This is a genomic window from Embleya sp. NPDC025285, from assembly GCF_055558835.1.
Genome location: NZ_JBVHLU010000028.1, coordinates 61,088 through 85,700 on the forward strand (window position 1 = coordinate 61,088; position 24,613 = coordinate 85,700).

Sequence of the window (24,613 nt, forward strand, 5' to 3'; positions counted from 1 at the left end):
CGAACGGGTCGAAGAACGGCGTTTCGCCGCCGACCAGTTGCACCCCGAAGGGCGACCCGGTGAGGGTCTCGACCACGGCCGGATCCGGCGCGTACGAGCCGAGCATCATGCGCAGACAATGGGTGTAGCAGTACGGCCCGGAGCCGTTGTAGGCGATCATGCGGCCCAGCTCAGCGCCTGACACGGTGTCAGGGTCAGCCCGCCCATCGCGCACGCGCCGCAGTGGACCCCGCCCAGCGCACCCGCGCCGCCGTGAGCCCGCCCAGCGCACACGTGCCACCGAATCCGCCACTACGCGCGCGCCGTCGGCGTGAGGCCGCCGCCCGGCTCGAAAAGGGGAGCGCGCCGTCAGGCGGACGGCGGGCAGAATGCGGTCATGACCAGCACCGCGACGAGCTACCTGACCCCGGCCGAGACGGCGGAGCGATCCGGCTTCAGCCTGGACACCCTGCGCTACTACGAGCGCATCGGCCTGCTGGCCGACGTGGGCCGGGCGCCCAGCGGCCACCGCCGCTTCACCGAGGACGACCTGCAATGGCTCGGCATACTGCGCTGCCTGCGCGACACCGGCATGCCGATCGCGGACATGCGCCGTTACGCCGAACTGGCGCGCACCGGCGACCAGGAGTCGCTGGCCGAGCGCATCGGGCTGCTGGAACGGCACGACGACGCGGTCGAGGAACAGATCGCGCTGCTGCGCGCCCAACAGGGACATCTGCGGGCCAAGATCGACTGGTACCGCTCGATCCTGCCCGACTGAGCGGCGCCCGCTCCGGCGACGGCGCGACTTCCCGCTTCCGGCTGCCGAAACCGGGGTCGGCCTCTTCAATGGAAGGATGGCGGAGACACGAAACGACCCGAACAGGCCCGGTCCGCCGCCCGAAACCGTCGAGTCATCGGGACAGGAGCGGATCACCATCACCGATCACATCGAGGGCGGACAACTGCCGCCGACCGTCACCGCCGACCACCGGGCCAGCCTCCTGGAGTACCGGCGGGCGCGCGGGCGCCAACACGTCCGCGATTGGTACGCCGGGCTGCGGATCAAGAAGTTCCCCGAGGACCTGCGTGTGTTCGAGCACGTGTTGTGGGCCTCGCGCGCCCAGGTGGTGGTGGAACTGGGCACACACCTGGGCGGCTCGGCGCTGTGGTTCCGCGACCGGCTGCGCACCCAGGCCGGCTACGGTCGCGTCCCGGACGGGATCCGGGTGATCTCGGTGGACCTGGACCAGGACCGCGTCGCCGCCCTGCTGCACGACGCCGACCCGTCCTTCGCCCGCGAGATCACCCTGGTGGCCGGTGATGTCACCGATCCGAGCGTCGCCGACCGGGTCGCGGACCAGGTCCCACCCGGTGCCCGCTGCCTGGTCGTCGAGGACACGCTGCACGAGTACGCCACGACGACGGCCGCGCTGCGCAACTTCGCCCGACTGGTCCCCGACGGCGGATTCTTCGTCGTCGAGGACGGCATCGTCGACGACCCCGACCTGTGTCCGCCCGGCATGCCGGGCGGTGTGGTGCCCGCGGTCACCGACTGGTTGGCCACCGAGCAGGGCGGCGCGTTCACCACACGCCGCGACCTGGAGTTGTACGGCGTCACCAGCAACCCGCACGGCTGGCTCCAACGCACCGCGCGGGAGTGACCGGCTCGTCGGGTTCCGAGCGAGTGGACGCGGCGGGAATCGCCGACACGGCCCGGGCGGTTCGGTGCCTCGGTGCCTCGGTGCCTCGGTGCCTCGGTGCCTCGGTGCCTCGGTGCCTCGGTGTCGATCCTCGTCCGGGCCCGGCGGGTGGGCGCGACTACCGCGGTGGGTGGAGCGGGCGCCGCGTATACCGCGGAAGTTCCATTCGCTTCTCATCCGGTGAGGGAATGTCCTGGGGCCGCCGGATTCGTAGCGTTGTCGGGGGTCGACGGCACAGGGCGGTCGACGGGGAGACGGAGCCGCGATGGGTGCGGTAGGCGGCGGTGGCACGCGCGCGGGGCGCGGTGTCGGGCCCGGCCAGGGGAGATCCATCGTCGGCTCCGTCGCGCGTCGGTAGAGCGTGCGCGAACGGGTACCGCCGGTGGGCGGCAGAGCCGGAGGCCGGGTGGTCGGGGACCTGCCACGGGGCTCGGCGGGCGCCGCGCCCACGGGTGAATCCGCGCGCACGGTGCGATGGCGCCCGGATCATCGGCTGGTGGACGTGGTGGCGGCGGTGGCGATGGCCGCGGCGGGCTGCGTGGCGGGACAGCAGTTCCACCCGGACGGGTGGGCGCGCTACGACACCACCGCGTACCTGCTCACCTGCGCGCTGAGCCTGCCGCTCGCGCTGCGCCGGCGAGCCCCGGTGCCGGTGCTGATCGCCTCGGCGTCGATGTACGTGGTGTACCTGGCCGCCGGCTATCAGCCCTCGCTGAACTTCTGGGCGCCGGTGATCGCGCTCGTGACCCTGGCCGGTCAACGACCGCCGCGGGTCGCCGCGGCGGGGGCCGTGCTCGTCGGCGGGGTCGTCGCGTTCAGCGGCACGCAGGGACGGCTGGGGCCGGCGCTGGTACTGGCCCAGGCGGTCCTGGTACCGCTGATCGCGGTGGTGATCGGCGACGCGATGCGCAGACTCGCGCAGCGCAATCGGCAATTGGTCCAGCTCACCGCGCGGCTGGAGCGGGAACAGGAGGAGCGCGCCCGGCGCGCGATCGTGGACGAGCGGGTGCGGATCGCCCGGGAACTGCACGACGTGGTGGCGCACCACATGTCGGTGATCACCGTGCAGGTGGGCCTGGCCTCGTACGTCTTCGACTCCGATCCGCGCGCGGCCCGCGCCGCGCTGGACGTCATCGGCGACGTGGGCCGGGACGCGTTGGACGAGATGCGGCGCCTGTTGGCGCTGCTCCGGGTCGACTTCGACGAGGGCGGCGGGGTCGACGGCGAGCGGACCGGAGACACCGGCGGCGACGGTGCGGCCGGTCCGATGCCGGGGTTGGAGGGACTCGCGGATCTGGCCGAGCGGATGGGCACGGTCGGGGTCGTGGTGGACCTGACCACCGAGGGCGTCGCCAAGCACCTGGCCCCGGGCCTGGAACTGTGCGTCTACCGCATCGTCCAGGAGGCGCTGACCAACGTGGTCAAGCATGCCGGGACCACCCGCGCCGAGGTACGGGTCCGGCATCTCTCGGATCGGCTGAGCGTCAGCATCGCCAACGACGGTCCGCGCCGCGACGCGGTCCGGGCGCGAGTCGGCCCGGGGCCGAGCCCGAGCCCGGGGCCGGTGGCGGAATCGGGTCCGAGCGCGGGTCCCGGCCACGGTCTGATCGGTATGCGCGAGCGGGCCAAGATCCTGGGCGGCACGTTGTCGGCCGGCGAGCGCCCCGAAGGCGGCTTCCGGGTCCACCTCACGCTGCCGCTCACCGCCGGATCGCCGGCGGGTGGCGGCTGACCGCCACCGTCGCGATACGGGGGCACGACCACCGGGCCGTGCGGCGCACGGAAGCCGGTATCCGAACCCTCCTGCCGGGCAGCGCCTGCCCGCCGCCGAAAGGGCGGGGCAGGTGCGCCGGGGCGGTGCGGGGAGGGTGATCGCACGACGGTCCCCCGGTCGCGGGAAAGCCTACGGACCGCGCCCTCGGCGAGGGCGCGGTCCGTCGGGGTGGGCGGGTTCGGTCAGGCGCGTACGGCGGTGCCCGGCAGGGCGTCCAGGCACAGGACGCCGTCCTGGACCACGGGGACGCCGCCGACCAGGACGTGCGCGTACCCGATGGAGGGGCGGGTGCTCTGCTCGTAGGTGGCCTGGTCGGAGACGGTGTCGGGGTCGAAGACGATCAGGTCGGCGTCGCATCCCGCCTGCACCCGGCCCTTGCGGCGCATCACGGGCACGCTGTCCTGGAGGAGCCGCGCGGGCGCGAAGCTGCTGCGCGCGACGGCGTCCATAAGGGTGAGCGCGCCGAGTTCGCGGACGTAGCGGCGCAGTACCTTGGAGAACGTGCCCGCCGTGCGCGGGTGGGTGACCACGTTCGGCGGCAGCGGCCATGCCATCGGGTCGGCCGTTCCGTTCATCCAGGTCAACGGCATCGCGTCGGAGCCGATCACGCTGCCCGGATGCAGCAGCGCCCGGTCCACGAACGCGCGGTCGTTCGGGTCGTTCTCGTCGAGGAAGTGCACGATCGCCAGACCGCCCGGATCCGCCGCCCGCAGTTCGAGCAGCCGCGCGGCGTCGGCCGGACGCTCGCCGGTCGGGGCGTAGACGATGTCGGAGGGTTTGATATTTGCCGTGCCGAGCTTCTCGGGCGCCAGGAAGGACGCGCCGATGGCCGTCATACCGGCGCCGTAGGGGTACGCCTCGGTGGAGACCCGGCCGCCTTCGGCGCACACGTCCTCCATCAGCCGCATCACCCGGTCGGTGTGCCGGAGCGACGTGGACGGGACGTGGCAGTAGTGCGCGTGCACGCCGGTCTCCGCCGCCGCGCGGGCGATCTCCTGCGCGCCGTCGATGGGAGTGTCCTCCTCCACCTCGATCAGTTGCCGGGCGTGCGTGTACGTCGGGCGACCGGCGGAGGCGGCGAGTTGCGACACGGCGAGGTATTCCTCGGGTTTGATCCGAGGCGCGTAGCCGACCACGATCCCGATGCCCAGCGCGCCGGCGGCGAGGTCCCGGCGCAGCAGTTCGAGCAGCGCGTCCAGCTGCCGGCCGTCGCCCTCGAGCTGCCAGGCCGGGTGGCCTAGCTGCGCGAGCGCGACGGCGATGCCGCCACCGTGCGGGAGCCCGCCGACGGCGGTCATCCGGGCCTGGCACCAGGACGCGGAGAAGCCGTAGTTGAGCGGGCGCCCCTCGGCGGCGGCCTGCCGGTAGCCCTCCTCGACCGGCGACAGGCCGGCCTCGAGGTCGAGCGCGGTGGTGACTCCGTCCAGGGCCTGGAGGCGGTGGCCGGCCACATCGTGCGAGTGGCTGTGCATGTCGATGAAGCCCGGCGCGACCACCAGACCGCGCACGTCCACCGTCCGCAGGGCCCGGAGCGGCTCCCGGGAGACGGCGCTGATCATGCCGGCGGTCACTCCCACGTCGGCCACCGCGTCGAGCCCGGTTTCCGGATCGAGGACCCGCCCGCCGCGCAGTACGAAGTCGTGGGTCCCGAACGGCAGCGCGGCTGAATGTGTCATGGGACCACAGACTAGGCAGCCGATGCCCGGGCGGATCCGTTCGGCCGACCCAATTCCGGGCTCCGTCTTCGTTCGGTGCGACCAGCACGCCACGGGTGCGATCGCGATAAGGGTCCCGAATGGTTGGGCGGGCTGCCCGGTGTCAGTGGGCCGTGTCCAGTCGGGTGCGCTGCTCCGGGGTCAGTTCCAGGTCCACCGCGGCCAGGTTCTCATCGAGTTGTTCGACCGAGGACGCGCCGGCGAGCGGGACGATCGGGAACGCGCTGCCCAACTGCCAGGCCAGCACCACCTGGTTCACCGTGGCCCCGGTCTCCTTCGCCACCTCGCGCAGGACCGCCAGCCGGGCCGGCGTGCCCGGGTGGTCGTAGTCCGGCGGCAGCGGCTTGTCCTCGCGCACGTACGCGCCGCCGAGCAGCGGCGAGTAGGCGACCAGGGTCAGGTCCGGCTCGGCCCGCAGGTAGCTCAGCAGATCGGGCCCGACATGACCGAGGCTGCCGTCCTCGAACAGCGCGTCGGAGATGTCGTAGCGCGGGCGCAGCAGGCTGTGCTGGTACTGCAGGACCTCGTAGCCGGGCACGCCGGCCGCCGCCGCCAGCGCGCGGGCCCGCTCGACGCGCCACGTGGCGTGGTTGCTCACCCCCAGCAGCCCGACCGTACCCTCGAGCACCAACGCGCCGAAGCCCTCGACGGTTTCGCGCAGCGGGACGGTCCGGTCCTCGATGTGCGCGTAGAGCACGTCGAGCCGCTCCACGCCCAGACGTTCCCGGCTGCGCTCGGCGGCCTCGCGGATGGTCTTCGCGGACAGCCCCTCGGGGTTGTCGATGAATCCGGTGCCGGGTGCGAGCGGGGCCGCGCCCAGTTTGGTGGCGATCACTATCTCGTCGCCGACACCGCGGCTGCGCCGCCAGCGCCCGAGCAGCGCCTCGCTCTGGCCGCCCTGGCCGCCGTCCTCCCAGTAGGCGTAGTTGTCGGAGGTGTCGATGAAGGTGCCGCCGGCCTCGACGTAGCGGTCCAGTACGGCGAAGGAGGTCTTCTCGTCGGTCCGGGTGCCGAAGAGCATCGCGCCCAGGGCGAGCACGCTCACCTCGCGGCGGGTGGTCGGATCGGTTCCGATGGTGCGGTACTTCATGATGTTTCCCTCCGGTTCGGCCCGTGGTCTCCGAGCCCCGAACGGGAGTCAACAACCTGGAGCGCGCTCCAGGTCAAGCGCTCGGGCCGGTTCGGTGCCCGGGGTCGGGCGCCTCGCCGGCCGGGGCGGGTCGGGTGGGCGTGCGGCGGCGCGCGCCGTACGCCCACCCGCGGTGGTCGGTGGTCGCTGGTGGGGGCTCGGGAATCAGCCCACCCTGAAGCCGTGTTGGTTGCCCAGTCGGGTCAGCGAGGTCCGCCCCGGGACGCCGTCGGCGTCGGTGCCGGAGTAGCCCAGGCGGCGCTGGTAGGCCGCGTAGGCGCGGATCGTGGCCGTGCCGAAGGATCCGTCGACCAGCCCCGAGGCGAGCAACCCCTCGGCCTGTAGCGCCTGTTCGACCAGAAGCACGTCGGTGCGGTGCGCGGCGGAGCCCTGCGGCGCGGGTGGGTCGCGCCGGGCCGAGTCGAGCACGTTCGCGAGGTCGACCGTCGGTCTCCCGCCGCCCGAACCGCCGCCGCGCGGGTCGTGCGGGTCGGCGGTGGGTGGGCAGCCGTCGGGAAAGCGGGGCGCGAAATAGCCGGTCACCTTCGGGTCCGTGCGGCGAGTCGTATGCGAGTACACGCCGTTGCCCTGACCCGCGTCGCCGCCGGTCGGGATGGTGTTGCCGCCCTTCGTGTACACGTGCGTGTCGTCGAAGCGCACCACGATCTCGGTGTGCGCGCCGTTGCCGAAGTCGACCCACGCCCCCCAACTCGGATACTCCGACCACTGGCCGTGCCCGCGGGCCCAGTCGGCGAACGCGGACACGTTGTCGACCTTGGGCACGATCCGGGCCAGGCCGACGTCGTTGTACATGCACCAGTCGAAGATGACGCACCACGCGACGCCGTCCTCGCCGAACTCCCGACCCCATTTGGTGTGATTGTCATAGCCATCCCGGGCGTTCCAGCCCTCGTACACACCCTCGGGAACGGCTTGCAGATGTGCGATCAGGTCGTCCCATGTGGCCATGGGCGCCCCCATTTCACGCCGTGCGGAACGTACACACGATGGCCGGGGTGGCGGGCCCCGTTCCGGTGGACCCGCACACACCCCGGGTGCGCCTCGCGACCGGCACGAGGCGCACACTGACGTCGATCGAAGGCATACCCCGTGACCTGCGGCGTGTACCACGAGTATGTGTTCGACGACACAGCGTGGTCGGATTATCGTATGGTCGTATCGAGGGGGTGGTGATCTACTCGCGGGTGTTGCGTTCCGCCGCCGGGCAGTCCCGCAAATGCTCCCAGAAATATGGGATATCGCCGGACGCCCGATGCTCGCGAGGATGGTGCGAGCGCGTTCCGCGTCAGGCGGATCGCGCGAGTCGCCCGTACGAACGTGCCACGCGTGCGGCTGGAGGGGAGCACGCCGAGTCACCGGTGGGGCGACTGGGACGAGGATGGACACGAATGCCGCGGCGTGTGCGGCCGGTACCGGTGTGCTGGGGGCCACCGAACCGCCCGATCCGCGCCGCCTCGTGTCCGCCCTCGTCCCCGAAACGCCCGAACCCCCCGAACCGGCCGTGAGTTCGCGCATCGACCGTCATCGGCCGTTCGTTGCGGAACCCGCCGACCCGGCGACCCCCATCCCCGGCACGATCCACGACCGGCCGAGCGTCGCGCCGGTCCTCGGGATCGCCCATCCCGCAGCCTGAACCACGCGCCCGGCCCGGCGGATCGCCCGGCCGGGCTCGCGCATGCCCGCCCCGCCGGCGACGACCCCGACACCGGGCACCGGGCACCGGGCACAGGGCACCCTGCACCCGGCACGGCCGTGCGTCTCCGGTCGCCCGCCCGCCGACCAGCCGATTCCAGCTTTGCTCAAGGCCTGTTCAGGGTTTGTTCAGGGTCGATCCCGCATCGTCGTGTCCGTCGCTCCGGCGCCGACCCGGCGGATAGGCCGAGGCCCCTCGGGGCCGACCAATCCGCCGGTGCTCGAGCCCCGTCCGGTTGCCCGTGCCTCGCCAAGTTCGAGAGGAGACCCCGATGGACGTTCGGTATCCGGCCTTCTGTCTGGCGGACCCGAGGTTCTACGACTCTCCGGATCGGCTGCGGCCGGATGCCGGCCAACTCGACTACCGAACCCTCGTCGACACCCCGCCCGGGTGGGAATTGGTGGCCGCGGGGCCGTGGACCCACCTGCGGCCTCCGCCCGATGCGGCCCCACTGCCCGCTCAGGGCTGGAAGATCCACGTCTCGGCCACGCTCGACAACGCGGCCGAACTGCTGGAGAAGGTGACCGCGTACTGCTTTCGGCACGTGATCGCGGTCAAGTTCCTGCCCAACTCGCTGGTGCTCCAGGCGCGGAACGGGAAGTACGCCCCCCGTGAGGGCAGCGGAAAGTTCCTCACCCTCTACCCCAGGGATGTCGAGGAGCTGCGCCGCACCCTCGTCGACCTCGATGCCGCGATCGGCGGGTCGCCCGGGCCGTACATCCTCAGCGATCTGCGTTGGAACGAGGGGCCGTTGTACGTCCGCTACGGCGGATTCACGCTGCGCCACGTCTACGGGCAGGACGGCACGAGGACGCCCGCCGTCGAACGGCCGGACGGCGTACTGGTGCCCGATCATCGCGAACCTCGGTTCACCGTGCCGGAGTGGGTCGAGATGCCCGACTTCCTCGCCCCCTCGGCCACGCCGCGGATCAGTCGTGAACAACCGGAGGAGTTTCCCTACGAGATGCTCTCCGCGCTGCACTTCTCGAACGGCGGCGGGGTCTACCGGGTTCGCCGCTTCCACGACCGCGCCGAACTGGTGCTCAAAGAGGGCCGACCACACGCCGGCCTGGACCGTCTGGGTCGGGACGCCCCCGCGCGGTTGCGCCTCGAACACGCGGTCCTGGTCGATCTGAAGGGCATCGCCGGTATCCCGCTCGCGCACGACTACCACCTCTTGGGCGGCCACGAGTTCCTGGCCATGGACCACGTCCCGGGCATCTCGTTGCAGACCTGGGTCACGCTGAACTACCCGAGCCCGGACAACCCCGGCGAACACGGCTCGGCCGCGGAGTACGCGGCGACGGTCGAGCACATCCTCGAGCGATTGGAGCGCACGGTGCGAGCCGTGCACGCCCGGGGATACCTGTTCAACGACCTGCATCCGGGCAACGTGCTGATCGACGACGAACTGAACGTGTCGCTGATCGACTTCGAGGCGGCGCAGCCGCAAGGCACGCCCGGACCCCGCCCGCTGGGCGCCCCCGGGTTCGCCGCCCCGGACGTGCTGCGCGGCGAGGCCGCCGACCTGTACTCGCTCAACGCGATCCGGCTGTTCCTGTACCTGCCGTTGAACAGCCTGCTGGCGCTGTGCCCGGCCAAGGCCCACGTGCTCGTCGCCAAGGCGCAACAGCGCCTGGGCCTCCCGGACGACGTGGTCCGTCCGCTCACCCGGGCGCTCACCGTCGCCGTCGAACCGGCCTCGGGACTGCGTCCACCGGACGCGCGGCTGGCCTTCACGGAGGTTGCCGGATCCTGGGAGCGGCACACGAGTGCGCTGACGGCGTCCATCCGTGCGGGAGCCACGCTCGATCGGCGGGATCGACTGTTCCCGGGCGACATCAACCAGTTCTTCCACGGCGGCGGCGGTATGGCGTTCGGCGCGGCCGGGGTGATCGACACGCTGTACACCGCCGGCGTGGGCGCCGGCGAACTCGCGGGCGCCGCGGATTGGCTCGAACGCGACCTCGGCGCGGGCCGCGAGCCGCGCCTGGGCCTCTACGACGGCGCGGCCGGCATCTGCCACGTGCTGTACAACCTGGGCCGCACCGACACCGCCCTCGCGTTCCACGATCGGTGCCTGATCCACGCTCCGCAGGTGTACGGCATCAAGCTGTTCGACGGACTCGCCGGCATCGGACTCTCCAGCCTGGACTTCCATCGCAGAACCGGCGACCCGAACCTGCTCGAGCACGCCGAGCAATCGGCCGCGACCGTGGAAACGGCCGTCGGCCAAGGGGTGTTCGGCGTCGGAGAGCACGCCGCCGCGGCCGGCTCACTACTGCGCGACCGGACCGGGAACGCCGTGGACAACTTCTCCGGCGGCCTGATGTACGGCTGGACCGGCCCCGCGCTGTTCCTGCTCCGGATGTTCGAGGTCACCGGTCGAAGGCGTTGGCTGCAAGCGGCCGTCGCGGCACTGCACCGCGACCTCGACCAGTGCCGATCCCTGCCCGACGGCAGCCTCCAGGTCAGGAACGGCGGGCGGGTCCTGCCCTACCTGGCCACCGGCAGCGCGGGTGTGGCACTGGTCGGTGACCTGATCCTGGGCCACGAACACGACGACCGGATCGCCGCCGCCGTACCGTCGCTGGCCCTGGCCTGCGCGGACGACGTGTGCGTCGGCGCCGGGTTGTTCAACGGCAGGGCCGGACTGGTCGGCGCGCTGCGCGAGTCGGGCGCGCGACCGGACCGGGGGCACCTCGCCGAGCGTGTCGACGCGGGTGTCGCGGCGCTGGACCTGTACGCGCTCGCCGACGAGCACGGCCTCGTCTTCCCCGGCGAGCAGAACCTGCGCGCCTCGCTCGACCTGGCCACCGGATCCGCAGGTGTGTTGCGCCTGATCAACGTGCTTGCCGGACGAACCGCCGAGCTGTTGCCCTTCCTCGGCTCCGCGTCCTGGGCGAACGCCCACCCCGAACTCTCGGCCGAGGTCCCCGATACGACGGGACACCGGTTCGAGGACACCATCACCGCGATTTCCGGAGGGAGGTGAACCCCATGTCGAACTTCGTGCTGGGACTGCAGGAGATGCAGTCCGAAATCGGCTCCGAGGACGGCTTCGCGAGCGGCTGGACCTCGGTCTGCTGCGCGTGCAGCTGGGCGAGTCTGGGTTGTTGATCGAAGCGTGACCGTGTCGGGGTGCGGGATCCAGCGATCACGCACCCCGGCCGGTGACGCAACGGACGAATGCTCCCTGGGGACGAAAGCGGGTGGATCGACCATGCCAATCCTCGCGGTGGGCCCGCGATGAGCCGGACCCCTCGGGTCGGGCCCCGGGAACTGCTTCGGTACCTGCGCGGTCACGTGGGCGTGATGGCTGTGGCCGGCCTCCTGTCCCTGATCGCCGCGGCCGGGACCCTGCTGCAACCCCTGCTGATCCGATCGGTGATCGCCGCGATCGAGGAATCCCGCTCGACGGTAGCCCCGGCGCTGGTGCTGGGCGCGCTGCTCTTGGGAGCCGCACTGGTCAACGGAATTCGGGAATACCTGCTGGTGCGCACCGCCGAGCGGCTGGTGTTGTCGGTACGCGAACGGCTGACCGCGCACGTGCTGCGGTTGCCGGTGGCGGACTACGACCGGCTCCGCACCGGTGACCTGCTGTCTCGGATCGGTGCGGACAGCGCGCTGCTGCGACTCGTGGTCACCGCGGGCCTGTTCGAACTGGCCACCGGCGGGCTGATGATCCTGGGCGCGGCCACCGCGGCACTGTTGGTGGACCCCGTGCTGTTCGCGGTCACCTGCGGTGGACTGGCGGCGGCTCTGCTGGGTGCGATGCTGATCAGCGGCCGAACCCGCCCGGTGTCCGAGCAGGCCCAGGCCCGCCTCGGCGAGATGGCCTCCGGCCTGGAGCGGGCCATCGGCGCGGTCCGCACCATTCGTGCCGCCCGCGCCGAGCAGCGCGAGACCGAGGCGATAAACCGCAGCGCCCGGCTGGCCTACGCCTCGGGGCTGCGGCTGGCCCGGCTCCAGGCGCTGGTCGCGCCGATCGCGCACATCGCGACGCACGGCGTGTTCCTGCTGGTGCTGGGCGTGGGCGGGACCCGGGTCGCCGACGGCACGCTGTCCGTGGGCGATCTGGTGGCGTTCGTGCTGTTCCTGTTCTTTCTGGTCGTCCCGCTGGGCCAGGTGATCACCGCGTACACCCAGCTCCAGACCGGCTTGGGCGCGATCCAACGGGTCGAGGAGGTGTTGCGCCTGCCCACCGAAACGGCCGGCGACACACACGTCACCATCCCGTCCGCACAGGTGCCCACCGGGCCGGTCGTGGCACGTGCCCACACGATCGAACACCCGGGTGCCCCGCTGCCGGCCGCGGGCACGTCGGTGATCACCTTCGAGGACGTCACGTTCGGCTATCGCGCCGCCGAACCGGTGCTGCGCGACGTCTCCTTCGACATCGCGCCGGGCACCCGGACCGCGCTGGTCGGACCGTCGGGCGCGGGCAAGTCCACCGTGCTGGCGCTGGTGGAGCGCTTCTACGACGTGGACGCCGGTGCGATCCGCCTCGACGGGGTCGACATCCGTGAGCTGCCGCGCGACCTGCTGCGCGCGCGACTGGGCTATGTGGAGCAGGAGGCGCCGGTCCTGGCCGGCACGATCCGCGACAACCTGCTGCTCACCGCGCCCGAGGCGGACGACGCGCGACTGCTCACGATCCTCGACGCGGTCAACCTCGCCGGCATCGTCGAACGTTCGCCGCTGGGCCTGGACGCCGAGGTCGGCGAGAGTGGTGTGCTGCTGTCCGGCGGCGAACGTCAGCGGTTGGCGATCGCCCGCACGCTGCTGACCGCCCCGCCGATCCTGCTCCTCGACGAGCCCACCAGCAATCTCGACGCGCGCAACGAGTTCGCCTTCCGCGAGGCGATCCGGGCCGTATCCGCCGAGCACACGATGCTGATCGTCGCGCACCGGCTCGCCACCGTGGTCGACGCCGACCGGATCGTGGTGCTGGACCGGGGGAGGGTCGCGGCGGTCGGTCGGCACCACGAACTGGTCGACACCAGCCCGCTGTACCGCGACCTGGCCGCCCGCCAACTGCTCATCGCCTGAAGGAGCCGCCATGACAGACGCGCCGGACCGCGCGCACGTGCCGAGTATCGCGATCATCGGCGCAGGACCGCGCGGGACATCGGTCCTGGAGCGGATCGTCGCGAACGCTGCGCGGTGCGTGCCGGGCCTGCGCCCGGACATCCACGTGATCGACCCGTACCCGCCCGGCGGCGGGCGGGTATGGCGCCGTCGCCAGTCCGCGCTGCTGTGGTCGAACACCAGAGCCGACGAATGCACGCTGTTCACCGACGCGAGCGTCACGTGCCGGGGCCCGATCGTGCCGGGCCCGACCCTGGCACGGTGGGCCCGCGACCTGGCCCGGGGCGAGGAGCCGCATCCGCGCGGATTTCGGCCCGGCCCGAACACGCCCGCGGAGGCGGCCCGCGTGCACGACGGCTGGTTCGCCACCCGCGCGCTGGTCGGCGACTACCTGGCCTGGGTCTTTCGCCGCACCGTGGCCGCCGCCGCGCCCGACGTGCGCGTACATGTGCACGCGGCGGCCGCGCTCGACGTCCGCGACCTGCCCACCGGGCGGCAGCGGATCTCGCTGGAGGGGCGCGACCCGCTGGAGGTGGACGTGGTCGTGCACGCGCAGGGCAACTTCCGGGTGGGCCCGTATCCGCAGGAGCACGCGTTGGCCGAACAGGCCGTGCGGCACCGGCTCACCTATCTGCCGACCACCTTCGACCCGGAAAGCGCGGCGTCCCGGATCGACCCCGGAGAACCCGTGCTGGTCCGCGGCCTCGGTCTGGCGTTCATCGACACGATGGTGCTGCTGACCGAGGGGAGAGGCGGGCGCTTCAGGCGCGACGTCTCGGGCGAACTGCGCTACGAGCCGTCCGGACGCGAACCCGTGATCCACGCCGGGTCCCGCCGGGGCGTGCCCTACCGGTCGAAGTTCGGCTACACCCTGCGCGGCCCGCTGCCGGGGGTCGGGCGCTGTCCGGTGCCCGAGGTATCGGGCGGGCGCGTACCGGACTTCGTCACCGACCTGTGGCCGTCGATCGCCCGTGAACTGGCGTGGGCAGGCTACCGCGAACTGGCGTGCTCGCATCCCGGGCGGCTGGCCACCGACCCCGGCGCCTTCCTCGCCGCGCTGGAGGGGGTCGCCTGGAACACCCCCGAGTACCGGGAACTCGTCGAAGCGGCCGTGCCCGACGAGCGGGACCGGATCGACCTCGAAGGCCTCGATCGGCCGCTCACCGGCCGCCGTTTCGCCGACACCGGCGCTCTGCGGCGGTGGATGATCGACTATCTCGCCGCCGATGTGGAACGCGGGCGCGATTCTCGGCACAGCGCGCATCTGGCCGTCTATCACGCGCTCTCGGGGATCGCCGAGGCACTGTGGCCGATGGTGCGCGACGGCAAACTCTCGCCGCGTTCGGCCACCCACGGACTGCCCGAGTTCTTCGACTTCTGCCGCTTCCGCACCAGCGGCCCGCCCGGGCCGCGCCTGGAACAACTCCTGGCCCTGACCCGGGCCGGCATCGTGCACCCCATCGGCGCCGGGCTCGAGGTCACGGTCCGCGACGGAGTGTTCCAGGCCCGCTCCACCAGCGTGGACACGGTGTTGCGCACCCGGGCGCTGATCGAGGCCCGACTGCCGGGGCGGGACCTGGGCCGAGTGCACGACTCGCTGCTCGTGCGGCTGATCGAACGCGGTGAACTGCGCGAGCAGACGCGCGTCGACCCGGTACGAGGCACGCGGCATCCCAACGGCATGGTGGACACGATCGAGAACCGGGTCAAACGTCGCGACGGCAGCGTGCACCCCGCCCGCTTCTTCCTCGATCCTGGCGACTTTCCCCGTCCCGGGAGTGACGCGGGCTTCCTGCGCCACAGCGACGCGGTGGCCCGGCAGGCGCTGCACGAGCTGGGACGGCGGGCGGACACCGCGCGGGCATCCGCCGCGGCCGGCGTTTCGACGGTCGGGTGAGTCGGTGATTCGAGTCCGGACGCCGGGTGGTGCGACGCGAACGCCGGGACGAGTCGCGCGGGTTCGGAACACCGGACCCGGGAGTCGCCGCGGCACGCGGGTCCTCCCGGGCCTCACGCGCGGCGTACGCGGCGAGTCGGCCGCGATCGTGCCCCGGGTCGGTCAGGCGGTGTCGGTCAGACGATGTCGGAGGTGGTCGGCGCTTTCGTTGCGCCGTTGGGTCCGGTACAGGCCCAACGCCTGCCGCCACGCGTCGTGGGCCTGGGGGATCCGGCCGAGGGCAAGGTGTACCTCGCCGAGTCGAGCCAGCGTGTCGGCCTCGCGGAAGGCGTCCAGGAGTCGCCGGCGCAGCGCCAGTGCCCGACTGTAGTGCTCCAGCGCGAGCGCGTACTCCCCGTCGTGTTCGGCGAGCCCGCCCAGACTCTCCCGGGCGTCCGCCTCGCCGTCGGGAAAGTTGTGCAGCCGGCAACGAGTCAGGGCCCGCTCGCAGTAGGCCCGGGCGAACCGGGTGTGTCCCAACCGGGCGTGGCACCGGCCGACCGCGCCCAGCGCCGCCGCCTCCCCGCGCGGATCCGCGGGCCGGCCCCGGGTACGCAGACACGCCTGGGCGTGCGCCCGGTGGATCCGCAGGCCCTGCTCCGCGTGTATCAGCGCCTGCCGGTGGTCGCCCTGCCGCTCCCACGCCCCGGCCAACAGGAGATGGGCGTTCGCCCGCCCGGCCTCGTCGCCGATCGTCACCGACAGCGCGAGTGCCTCCCGCAGCCGGCGCAGCGCCTCGGTGTGCTCGCCCGCCGGAACGTGCGCGCGGCCCGACAGTCGATGCGCGTGTGCGCGAGCGGCGAGGTCGTCCGGGACACCGGCGGCAAGCGTGGCCCGCAACATCTCGCGTCGCTCGGCCAGATGGCCCAGGCGCCAGTGAAACGTGTCCAGGAACAGCGCCAGTTCCCAGGCCCGATGCGGCAACTCGCGCTCGATCGCCAAGGTGTGCGCTTCCCGCAGGCACGCGTGTTCGGTGTCGAACCAGCAGATCGCGGCGGCAGCGTTCCGGAAGACGACCGGCGCGGCCGCCTCGGGGCGGCCCGCCGAGCGTGCGGGCCGCGACGCGGACAGCCGCCGATCGGCCGCGCGTGCGGTGTCGACGTAGAAGTCCACCAGTCGGTGCAGCGCCGGCTCGCACCGCTGCCCGGTCGAGCCGTGCCGACCCCGCTCGATGGCGTACAGCCGGATCAGGCCGTGCAGGCGGTGTCGTCCCGCGACGTGTTCGCGGACCAGGTGCGCCGCCTCCAGCGTGCGCAGGTGTGTCCGGGCACGGGCGATGGTGAGCCCGGTGAGCGCGGCGGCCGCCGGTACGCCGATGTCCGGCCCGGGCGCGTGTGCCAGCAACTCGAACACGCGCGCCGTTGCGGGAGCCAGCGCGTGATATGAGGAGGAGAACACCGCGCGCACGTCCGCGGTGGGGTCGTCCACGTCCAGAGCGTCCAACCGGCCGGAGCGATCCCGCAGTTCGGCCGCCGCCTCGGCCAGGGGGCGACCCGGACGGGCGGCGGCGCGGGCGGCGACGATGCCGAGCGCCAGCGGCAGGCCGGCGCAGTGCTCGACGAGCGCGGCGACCGCGTCCGGCTCGGCGTCCGGTGCCGAGCCGAGCTGCCGGCGCAGCAACTCCCGTGCCTCGGTCGGGTCCAGCTCTTCCAGCGAGAGCGGCCGGCCACCGTGTGCGGTGAGCAGACCGGTGAGCCGGCGCCGACTGGTGACCAACACCGCGCAGGACGGCCCACCCGGGAGCAGCGGTCGGACCTGCGCGCTGTCGCGGGCATTGTCCAACACGATCAGCATGCGCTTGTCGGCGATCAGGCTGCGGTAGAGCGCGGCGCGTCCCGCCTCGTCCGGTGGGATCGCCGCGGAGTCGACGCCGAGGGCCTCCAGGAAGCCGCCCACCGCGACGCCGGCCGACACGGGTTGGCCTCTGGGTACGAAGCCACGCAGATCGACGTACAACTGTCCGTCGGGAAAGGCGTCGGCATGATGGTGTGCCCAGTGCAGCGCCAGCCAGGTCTTGCCGATGCCGCCGGAGCCGCCGATCACCGCGATCGCGACGGCATCGCCGGGTCGACGCGGCTCGCCGAGCGCCCGGTCCAGGTCGGCCAGGGCACGGGCTCGCCCGATGAATACCGCCGGGGCAGGGGGAAGTTGCCGGGGAATCGGGGTCCGGGTCGTGGGTAGGGGTGCCTCGGCGTCGGCGGGCGCCGGTACGGCGAGGACGGGCGACGCAGTGAGGATCCCCTGGTGCAGCCGCCGCAGGTCCCGGCCGGGGTCGGTGCCCAACTCGTGCGCCAACCGCCGGCGCAGGCGCTGGTAGTGCGCCAGGGCGTCGGCGGGACGGCCGTTGCGGTACTGGGCGAGCATGAGTTGCCCGGCCAAGCGCTCGTCCAGCGGATCCGTCCGTGCCCGGGTGGCCAGCCGAGGCAACATCGCGGCGTGATCGCCCAGTCGCAGGCGGAGGTCGTCGAGGTCCAACTCGGCCTGATACCGCTCGCGATGCAGGGCCTCGCGGAGCGCGCTGAACCAGGGCGTGTCGACGGTGGTGAAGGCGTCCCCGCGCCACAGGTCCAACGCCTGTGCCCAGGCCGAGGCGGCGCGGCCGTCGTCGTCCGTGCGCCGGGCCAGGGCGACCAGGTCGCGGAAGCGGTGCAGGTCGACGGCGGACGTGTCGGCCTCCAGCAGATAGCCGCCGGGACGGCGGGCGATGTGTACCTCCGCGACGGCCAGTCGTCGGCGCAGCCGGGACAGGTAGCTGTAGAGCGTCTCGCGGGCCCGGTGCGGCGGGCTGTGGCCCCAGACCCGCTCGACGATGCGCTCGATCGGTACGAGGCGGTTGGCCTCGACCAACAACACGGCCAGCACGCAGCGTTGACGCACGTGGCCCACATCGACCGGCGTTCCGTCGACCCGCACCTCGATGCCGCCGAGGAGCCCGAATTCCGGGGTCATCCGCGCCTCCCGGGTAACCCCCGGCCGACGACGCCCGCGATGCCGCGGACGCCGCCGGTACATGTACGAGGGGTCGGACGGGTTCTGGTGGGCGGACACCCGCGGTGGGGTGGACGCGCGTCGTCGGGGGCGGACGGGTCGGGTGGGTGGGAGGCGCCGTGCGGGGTGCGCGCCATCGATGCGAGGTCTCGGGTCTTCGAGGTCATGGGGTTCTCCGGATCGGTGAACGAGTCGGTCGTGCGTTGCCGATCCTGGGAGTGAACCCTGGGTCCGAGGAAGGCCGGAGCCCCGTCCCGAACATGTCCCGGACAGCCCGGGACGGCCGTGCGTCGGTGCACGGCCGGGATCCCGGCGGTCGCGAAGGACACCCGGCCGACCCGGCCGGGACACGGTCGCGCGCCCGGTGCCGCGCCCCGGCCTCGGGTATCGACGTCGAGCAGCTGCCGAGCATCCGGTGTCGCGAGCGGGAACGGCGGGCGCGGCCGCGGTGCTACGTGGCGGTGGCGCGGGCCGCGGCGCGGCCCGCGTGGCGGCCGCTGAACAGGCAGCCGCCCAGGAACGTGCCCTCCAGGGCGTTGTAGCCGTGCACACCACCGCCGCCGAAGCCGGCGACCTCGCCGGCCGCGTACAGGCCATCGACGGGCCGGCCGTCCGGGCCCAGGGCCCGCGATTCGAGGTCGGTCTGGATGCCGCCGAGGGTCTTGCGGGTGAGGATGTGCAGCTTGACGCCGATCAGCGGGCCGGCCGCGGGGTCGAGGACGCGGTGCGGCGCGGCGGCCCGGCCCAGCCGATCCCCGAGGTAGCGGCGGGCGTTGTGGATGCCCTGGACCTGCGAGTCCTTGCCGTACGGGTTGGCGATCTGGAGGTCGCGGGCCTCGATCTGGCGGCGCAGCAGCGCCGGGTCCAGCAGCGGTTCGGGGGTCGTGCGGTTCATCCCGGCGACGAGCTCCTCCAGTGTGTCGGCGACGACGAAGTCCTCGCCGTGCCGCTTGAACGCCTCCACCGGGGCGGGCGCGCCCTTGCCGAGCAGGCGGGTGCGCAGGAAGCCGACCCGGTCCTTGCCGGTGATGTCGGGATTTTGTTCGGACCCGGAGAGTGCGAACTCCTTCTCGATGATCTTCTGGGTGAGCACGAACCACGAGTGGTCGTGGCCCGCGAGGTCCTCGGTGGTGCGCAGGTGCCGGAGCGTGGCCAGGGTGTCGTAGCCGGGCAGGCAGGGGTCGGGCAACCGCCGTCCGAGTGCGTCGAACCACAGGGAGGAGGGGCCGGGCAGGATCCGGATGCCGTGGCCGGGCCAGATCGGGTCCCAGTTGCGCAGGCCCTCGGTGTAGTGCCACATGCGGTCGCGGTTGACCACCCGCAGGCCGCCGGCGGCGGCGATGTCGAGCATTCGTCCGTCCACGTACGCGGGCACGCCGGTGACCATGCTCGCGGGCGCGGTGCCCAGCCGTGCGGGCCAGTGGCGGCGGATCAGGTCGTGGTCGGCGCCGATCCCGCCGGTGGTCAGGACGACCGCTTGGGCGGTGAGTTCGAAGTCTTCGATCTCGTCCCGGTTGGTCGGCATGCCCCGGCGCGCGCGGTCCGGGGCGAGCACGCAACCGCGCACGCCTCGGGCGCCGCCGCCGTCGATGATCAACTCGTCCACCCGGTGCCGGTGGTGGAAGGTGAGCAGTCCGTCGGCGGCGGCCTGCCGGGCGAACCGGACGAAGGGTTCCAACACCCCGGGGCCGGTGCCCCACGCGACATGGAAACGGGGTACGGAATTGCCGTGCCCGTCGGCGCGCAGGCTGCCGCGCTCGGCCCAGCCGACCGTGGGCAGGAACGAGATGCCGAGCCCGGCCAGCCACGAGCGCTTCTCGCCGGCCGCGAACTCGACGTAGGCGCGGGCCCAGCGCACCGCCCAGGCGTCCTCGTCGTCGAGCCGGTCGAACCCGGCGCTGCCGCGCCAGTCGTTCCAGGCCAGTTCGAAGGAGTCCCGCACGCCCAGGCGCCGTTGCTCGGGCGAGTCGACCAGGAAGAGCCCGCCGAAGGACCAGAATGCCTGCCCACCCAGGTTGGCCGGACTCTCCTGGTCGACCAGCGCGACCCGCCTTCCCCGCGCGGTGAGTTCGTGCGCGGCCACCAGACCGGCGAGCCCGGCCCCCACGACGATGACGTCAGCGTCCACTGTGCGATCTCCTTGGGTCGGTGCCGCCGAACCGGCGACCCGGACGGGGTGTTCGGCGGTGCCCCGCTCCATCCGCCGAAGTTCCCAGGAGGGTACCCGCGCCGCGGCCTCGCATGGCGGTGCCGAGTACACCGGGCCGGTCCGGGCACCCGGCGTCGCCGCTCGTGCCGCGCCGGTGGGTCCCCATGGGATGCGGCCCGTATCCCGTATCCCGCTGGGCGGATCGGGGAGCGGACGGGGGAAACCAGGCGGATGACGGCTCGGGACCTGGCGCAACGGTACGAACTGACGACCCTGCTCGGTACCAAGCCGTTCGGCACCGGTGAGCCGATGGCACCGATGTACGCCCACCTGCGGACGGGCCCGAGCCACCGAGCCGGGTCCGCCCGGAGGTGCCCGTCGCGCTGGACGCGCTCGTATTGCGGATGTTGGCCAAGAAACCCGCCGACCGCCCGCGCGACGCCGCCGAAGTGGCGCGCCTCCTCCAGCCGTTCGCCGACGGTACGGACGCCCTCGCATCGACCGTCGTGCTGCGGCCGCGGCTGCTTTCACGGCGCGGGGCGCTCCTGTCCGGACTCGGCGTCGCGGGCGCCGCCGTGGGGCTGGGCATCTACAACCATGACACCGACCGGACGGCAGCGGCCCGGCTCGGGTCGTCTCCGGCGGGTGGGCCCGGATGGACGGAGTCCCGTCCGGGGCGCGCGCCGTCCGGCCTCAGCCGACCCACTCGCGCTCGTTCCCGGGCACCGGCACGTCGGCGACGACCCGGAACCCGCCCTCCGGGCGGCGTCCGGCCTCCAGGGTGCCGCCGTGCAGGGTCACCCGCTCGCGCATGCCCATCAGCCCGTATCCGCTGCCGGTGATGCCGGCCGAGGACGACCGACCGCCCGCGCCGTCGTCGACCACCTCGACCACGACCCGATCGGGCAGATGCCGCACCCGCACACACGCCCGCGCGTCGCCCGAGTGCTTGCGCGTGTTGGTCAGCGCCTCCTGGATCACCCGGTACAACGTCAGACCGGTCGCGGGCGACAACGGCCGCCGCTCGCCGATCTCTTCGTAGTCGATCGGCAGGCCCGCCGCGCGCGACTCGACGATCAGCCGATCGATCTCCCGCATGCCGGGCTGGGGTTCGGAGGGCGCCTCCTCGGGAGCGTCGGTGCTGCGCAGTACACCGAGCAACTGGCGCATCTCGCCCAGCGCGGTGCGGCCGGACTGCTCCAGCGTGAACAGCGCCCCCTTGGCCGTCTCGGGGTCGCGGTCCAAGGTCGCGCGAGCGCCACCCGACATCAGATACATCGTGGTGATGTGGTGCGCCACGATGTCGTGCAACTCGCGGGCGATCCGCCGCCGTTCCTCGGTCACCGCCCGATCCGCGAGCAACTTCCGGTTGATGGCCAGCTGTTGCTGCCACGCGGCGGTGCCGACGCCCACCGCGATCACCAGACAGGTCGCCCCCAGGGTCCCGGCGACGGTCGCCGCGAAGGCTTCCGTGCCGCGCGCCGCCCGCACCACCTGGACCGTCATCGCCGCGGCCGCGGCGAGCCCGATGTCGAGGGGGCGGCGATACCGGGCCACCGTGTACACCGCGATCATCAGCGCGCAGCCGTAGCTGTGCGCGGACGCGTCGGTGAACAACGTGAAGAGCAGTTGCACCACCGTCACGGCGGCGAGCACGGCCGGCGGGTGCCGGCGGCGAAACGGCAGGAACGCGGAACCCAGGATCGCCAGCGCGATACCGGGGCCCAGCGAGGCCGGGGCGGGGTCGAACTCCTCGGCCGTGACGTACGCGAGTACATCCAGCGCGGCGGAGGCAATCGCGAGCAACAGCTCGTTGCGGTGCGCGGACAAGGCCGTGACCTCGCGCCGGATTCGCGCGTACCGCCCGGCGCGTCGGCGCGCGGTGGTGCCGTCGCCGGCCGCTGCCGGGAGCGCCGGCGGGTGATCGGACCCCATCCTCGGGCCTCCTTGGCTGGTTGTCGGTGGTCGACGGACAGGAGAGCCGTTCGGCCGGTCGGCCGCGTGTCGACGAGGAGCGGTCGTCGTGAGAACGCAGTCGTCTTCCATTCCACCGCCTTCGGCGGCCCGTGCGGACCGCCGCATTGACGATCTCGACCCCGGACCCGAGTCCTGCCCCACCGACCGGCCCGGACCGAGGTCCCGGGTTCCGGTACTTCCCGCTCGCGACGCCGTGGGCGGGGCCGGCGACCCGCGCGCCCGGGAGGGGATGGGCCGCCGGCCGGCCGGGTGCGCGTCGGCGGCCATCCGGGTGCGAGGCGTGTGCATGATCGCCCGGCGGGTCGGGAACTCTTGCTGTCCGGTTTGCGCCGGTAGTGCGGCATTCTGCGTTCCGCTCGACCCGATCCTCGCGCGGTTGTCCCGACGCGTGGACGACGGGCGCGTGGCGCGGCGGCCGAACCGCCGGGCGCCCCGTCAACCGCTGCATCCGGAGGGACATCATGGACACCCGTGGCCGGCTGACCGAGGCATTCGACACGTGGTCCGCGTGGGCCGACGCGCAGGCCGGCGACGACTCGCGGCACGCGGTGCTGGCGGAGCACCTGCGGGCGGGCCGGCCGTTCTCGCATCCGGCCTACGCCGGGCACCTGGTCCGGCCGCCGCTTCGGGCCGCGCTCCTCGGTCTGCTGGCCGCCACGCTGGTCGATCCGGAGGATCGGGCGTGCGACGACGAGTCGACCACCGCCGCGCTGGAGGACGAGGTCGTCGCCGGCCTGGCCGCGATGTTCGGCCCTGCCACGTGGCACGGGCAGCTCACCTCGGGCGGCGACATCGCCGCCCTGGAGGCCCTGCGGGCGGCCCGCGAGGCCCACCCCGAGGTCGGCATCGCGCACAGTGCCGACGGATACGGTGCCCACGAACGTATGTGCGAGCTGCTGCGTGTTCCGGCGTACTCCGTCTCCGTCGACACCGCCGGCCGAATGGACCCGGACGCGCTGGTGACGGTGCTGCGCAGGGAACGCGTCGGCACGGTCGTGGTCACCGCCGGCACCACCACGCTCGGGGCGGTCGACCCGATCGCCGACATCCTGCCGCTGTGCCACGAGCACGGCGTGCGCGTGCACGTGGACGCCGGCTACGGCGGGTTCTTCACCCTGCTGGCCGACGCGGAGGAACTTCGCGGCACGCCCGCCGCCCGGCACCTGCGCGCCATCGCCGACTGCGACTCGGTGCTCGTGGACCCGCACCGACAGGGCCTGCACCCGAACCCGTGCGGCGTACTGCTGGTGCGTGCCGGCGACGGCGACGAGGACGGTGAGGAGCAGCCCGGGTCCGTTGCGCGGCGACTCCCCGGCGTGTTCGACCCGGATCGTGCCCGGTCCGGCAGCCCGGCCGCCGCGCTGTGGCTGACCCTGCGCGCGCTGCCGCCGACGACGGACGGCTTGGGCGAGGTGCTCGTGACCGGCCTGCGCGGCGCCCGCCGTTGGCGCGACCTGATCGACGCCGAGCCGGAGCTGATGCTGTATCAGGAACCCGAACTGGACGTCCTGACCTTCGTACCTCTCACCGGCGAGCCCCACCCGCGGATGTCATCGGTGACGGCGGCCGGCCGGCACATGCTGCGCGCGGACACCGGAGGCGCCCAACACCCGGCCCACCTGAGCACGTCGTCGGTGCGCGTCCTGGACTTCGTCCGCCGACACCCCCGCGCGGTCGCCGATCGCAACGAGGCCCACATCCTGCGCGGTGCCCTGCTGCGCCCGGACGCCGCGGCCCACGTCGAGCGGGTGCACGAGCGGGTCACCGCCCTGGCCGCGGCGGCGCCACGCCGGCCCCGGCCGCCCGGTCCGCCACCGCACCCCCAACCGGTCGAATCGGCCGTCTGAGCTTCGGCGTGCGCCGTAACATCCCGAGGTCAGGATGGGCCCATGACCCTGCGAAGTCCCGCCGTACCGGCCGATCCCGCCTACACCGTTCCGTCCGTGCCCGACGCGCCGCCGGGAGGCGTGGCCCGGCTGCGCGCGTCCGTGGCGCGGTTCGCCTCCGGCGCCGCGCACGAGCGCCGACGTGCCCTGGCTGTCGCCGAGTCGGTCCGTGTCGATCCGCAGCGCTGTCGGAACGCGCGTCGGCGGGTGCCGCAGGCCCGGTTGAGGTGCTCGCCGAGGCGCTCGGCCTGCCCACCGACGTCGCGGACGACGTCGCCGTTGTCGACGCCGACCGGTTGCGGGGGCTTTTGCCCGTTCTCGACCTCTTGGGCCCGGCCTCGCTCCTGTATCTGGACCGCGCGGCTTTCCAGCCCAACGGTGGCGACGCCGAAGTCGAGGAAGTGGCTTGCGACGATGCCGAGATGACCGCACTCCTGGCCCGGGTCGACACGCTGGACGCGGACGAGAGTGGTTTGGCGGACGTCAGATCCCCGGTTTTCGTGGTCCGTGAAGGTGTTGAAGTGGTTGCGGCGGCCGGCTACGAGGTCTGGCCCCGGGCCGTGGCGCAACAC

14 protein-coding genes are annotated in these 24,613 nt (G+C 72.8%); 7 read left to right on the forward strand and 7 right to left on the reverse strand.

Going from position 1 to position 24,613, the window contains the following annotated elements; translation table 11 throughout:
• The first annotated feature begins 376 nt into the window (after window positions 1-376).
• The 3 genes from ACZ4FV_RS20650 to ACZ4FV_RS20660 all read left to right on the forward strand — a co-directional run bounded on the left by ACZ4FV_RS20650 (window position 377) and on the right by ACZ4FV_RS20660 (window position 3,414).
• Window positions 377-760 (forward strand): MerR family transcriptional regulator, encoded by a 384-nt coding sequence (locus ACZ4FV_RS20650; protein ID WP_395870074.1) that lies wholly within the window; start codon window positions 377-379, stop codon window positions 758-760.
• A gap of 76 nt (window positions 761-836) precedes the next feature.
• On the forward strand, window positions 837-1,643 hold the full coding sequence (locus ACZ4FV_RS20655) for a CmcI family methyltransferase (protein WP_402237296.1): 807 nt from the start codon (window positions 837-839) through the stop codon (window positions 1,641-1,643).
• A 508-nt stretch (window positions 1,644-2,151) separates the two neighbouring features.
• Window positions 2,152-3,414 (forward strand): sensor histidine kinase, encoded by a 1,263-nt coding sequence (locus tag ACZ4FV_RS20660; protein WP_465323050.1) that lies wholly within the window; start codon window positions 2,152-2,154, stop codon window positions 3,412-3,414.
• 224 nt (window positions 3,415-3,638) lie between these two features.
• Here the strand turns inward: ACZ4FV_RS20660 and ACZ4FV_RS20665 are convergent, their stop codons facing one another.
• The 3 genes from ACZ4FV_RS20665 to ACZ4FV_RS20675 all read right to left on the reverse strand — a co-directional run bounded on the left by ACZ4FV_RS20665 (window position 3,639) and on the right by ACZ4FV_RS20675 (window position 7,269).
• Window positions 3,639-5,132 (reverse strand): amidohydrolase family protein, encoded by a 1,494-nt coding sequence (locus ACZ4FV_RS20665; protein ID WP_402237293.1) that lies wholly within the window; start codon window positions 5,130-5,132, stop codon window positions 3,639-3,641.
• Between the two features lie 142 nt (window positions 5,133-5,274).
• Window positions 5,275-6,261 carry an aldo/keto reductase gene (locus ACZ4FV_RS20670; RefSeq protein WP_402237290.1) on the reverse strand — a complete coding sequence of 329 codons (987 nt, stop codon included), beginning with the start codon at window positions 6,259-6,261 and terminating at the stop codon, window positions 5,275-5,277.
• 204 nt (window positions 6,262-6,465) lie between these two features.
• Entirely contained in the window at window positions 6,466-7,269 is an 804-nt protein-coding gene (locus ACZ4FV_RS20675; protein ID WP_395870064.1) for a peptidoglycan-binding protein, read from the reverse strand.
• 1,016 nt (window positions 7,270-8,285) lie between these two features.
• On the opposite strand from ACZ4FV_RS20675, the gene lanKC reads away from it, so the two are divergent.
• The 3 genes from lanKC to ACZ4FV_RS20690 all read left to right on the forward strand — a co-directional run bounded on the left by lanKC (window position 8,286) and on the right by ACZ4FV_RS20690 (window position 15,002).
• Window positions 8,286-11,009 carry a class III lanthionine synthetase LanKC gene (lanKC, locus tag ACZ4FV_RS20680; RefSeq protein ID WP_402237284.1) on the forward strand — a complete coding sequence of 908 codons (2,724 nt, stop codon included), beginning with the start codon at window positions 8,286-8,288 and terminating at the stop codon, window positions 11,007-11,009.
• A gap of 254 nt (window positions 11,010-11,263) precedes the next feature.
• On the forward strand, window positions 11,264-13,066 hold the full coding sequence (locus ACZ4FV_RS20685; RefSeq protein ID WP_402237282.1) for an ABC transporter ATP-binding protein: 1,803 nt from the start codon (window positions 11,264-11,266) through the stop codon (window positions 13,064-13,066).
• A 10-nt stretch (window positions 13,067-13,076) separates the two neighbouring features.
• A complete protein-coding gene (locus ACZ4FV_RS20690; RefSeq protein ID WP_465323039.1) occupies window positions 13,077-15,002 on the forward strand; it encodes an FAD/NAD(P)-binding protein in 1,926 nt (641 codons plus the stop codon).
• A gap of 162 nt (window positions 15,003-15,164) precedes the next feature.
• On the opposite strand, the gene ACZ4FV_RS20695 is transcribed toward ACZ4FV_RS20690, so the two are convergent.
• From ACZ4FV_RS20695 to ACZ4FV_RS20705, 3 genes are all read right to left on the reverse strand, one after another.
• On the reverse strand, window positions 15,165-17,990 hold the full coding sequence (locus tag ACZ4FV_RS20695) for an AfsR/SARP family transcriptional regulator (RefSeq protein WP_465323040.1): 2,826 nt from the start codon (window positions 17,988-17,990) through the stop codon (window positions 15,165-15,167).
• Between the two features lie 490 nt (window positions 17,991-18,480).
• On the reverse strand, window positions 18,481-20,157 hold the full coding sequence (locus tag ACZ4FV_RS20700; RefSeq protein WP_395870053.1) for an FAD-binding dehydrogenase: 1,677 nt from the start codon (window positions 20,155-20,157) through the stop codon (window positions 18,481-18,483).
• Between the two features lie 714 nt (window positions 20,158-20,871).
• Window positions 20,872-22,113, reverse strand: coding sequence for a sensor histidine kinase (locus ACZ4FV_RS20705; RefSeq protein WP_402237273.1), 1,242 nt, complete (start codon window positions 22,111-22,113; stop codon window positions 20,872-20,874).
• Window positions 22,114-22,616: 503 nt separating this feature from the next.
• On the opposite strand from ACZ4FV_RS20705, the gene ACZ4FV_RS20710 reads away from it, so the two are divergent.
• Window positions 22,617-24,002, forward strand: coding sequence for an aminotransferase class V-fold PLP-dependent enzyme (locus ACZ4FV_RS20710; protein ID WP_395870049.1), 1,386 nt, complete (start codon window positions 22,617-22,619; stop codon window positions 24,000-24,002).
• Between the two features lie 80 nt (window positions 24,003-24,082).
• On the opposite strand, the gene ACZ4FV_RS20715 is transcribed toward ACZ4FV_RS20710, so the two are convergent.
• The gene (locus tag ACZ4FV_RS20715; protein ID WP_465323041.1) at window positions 24,083-24,613 is read right to left on the reverse strand and encodes a hypothetical protein; all 531 of its coding nucleotides are present in this window, start codon (window positions 24,611-24,613) and stop codon (window positions 24,083-24,085) included.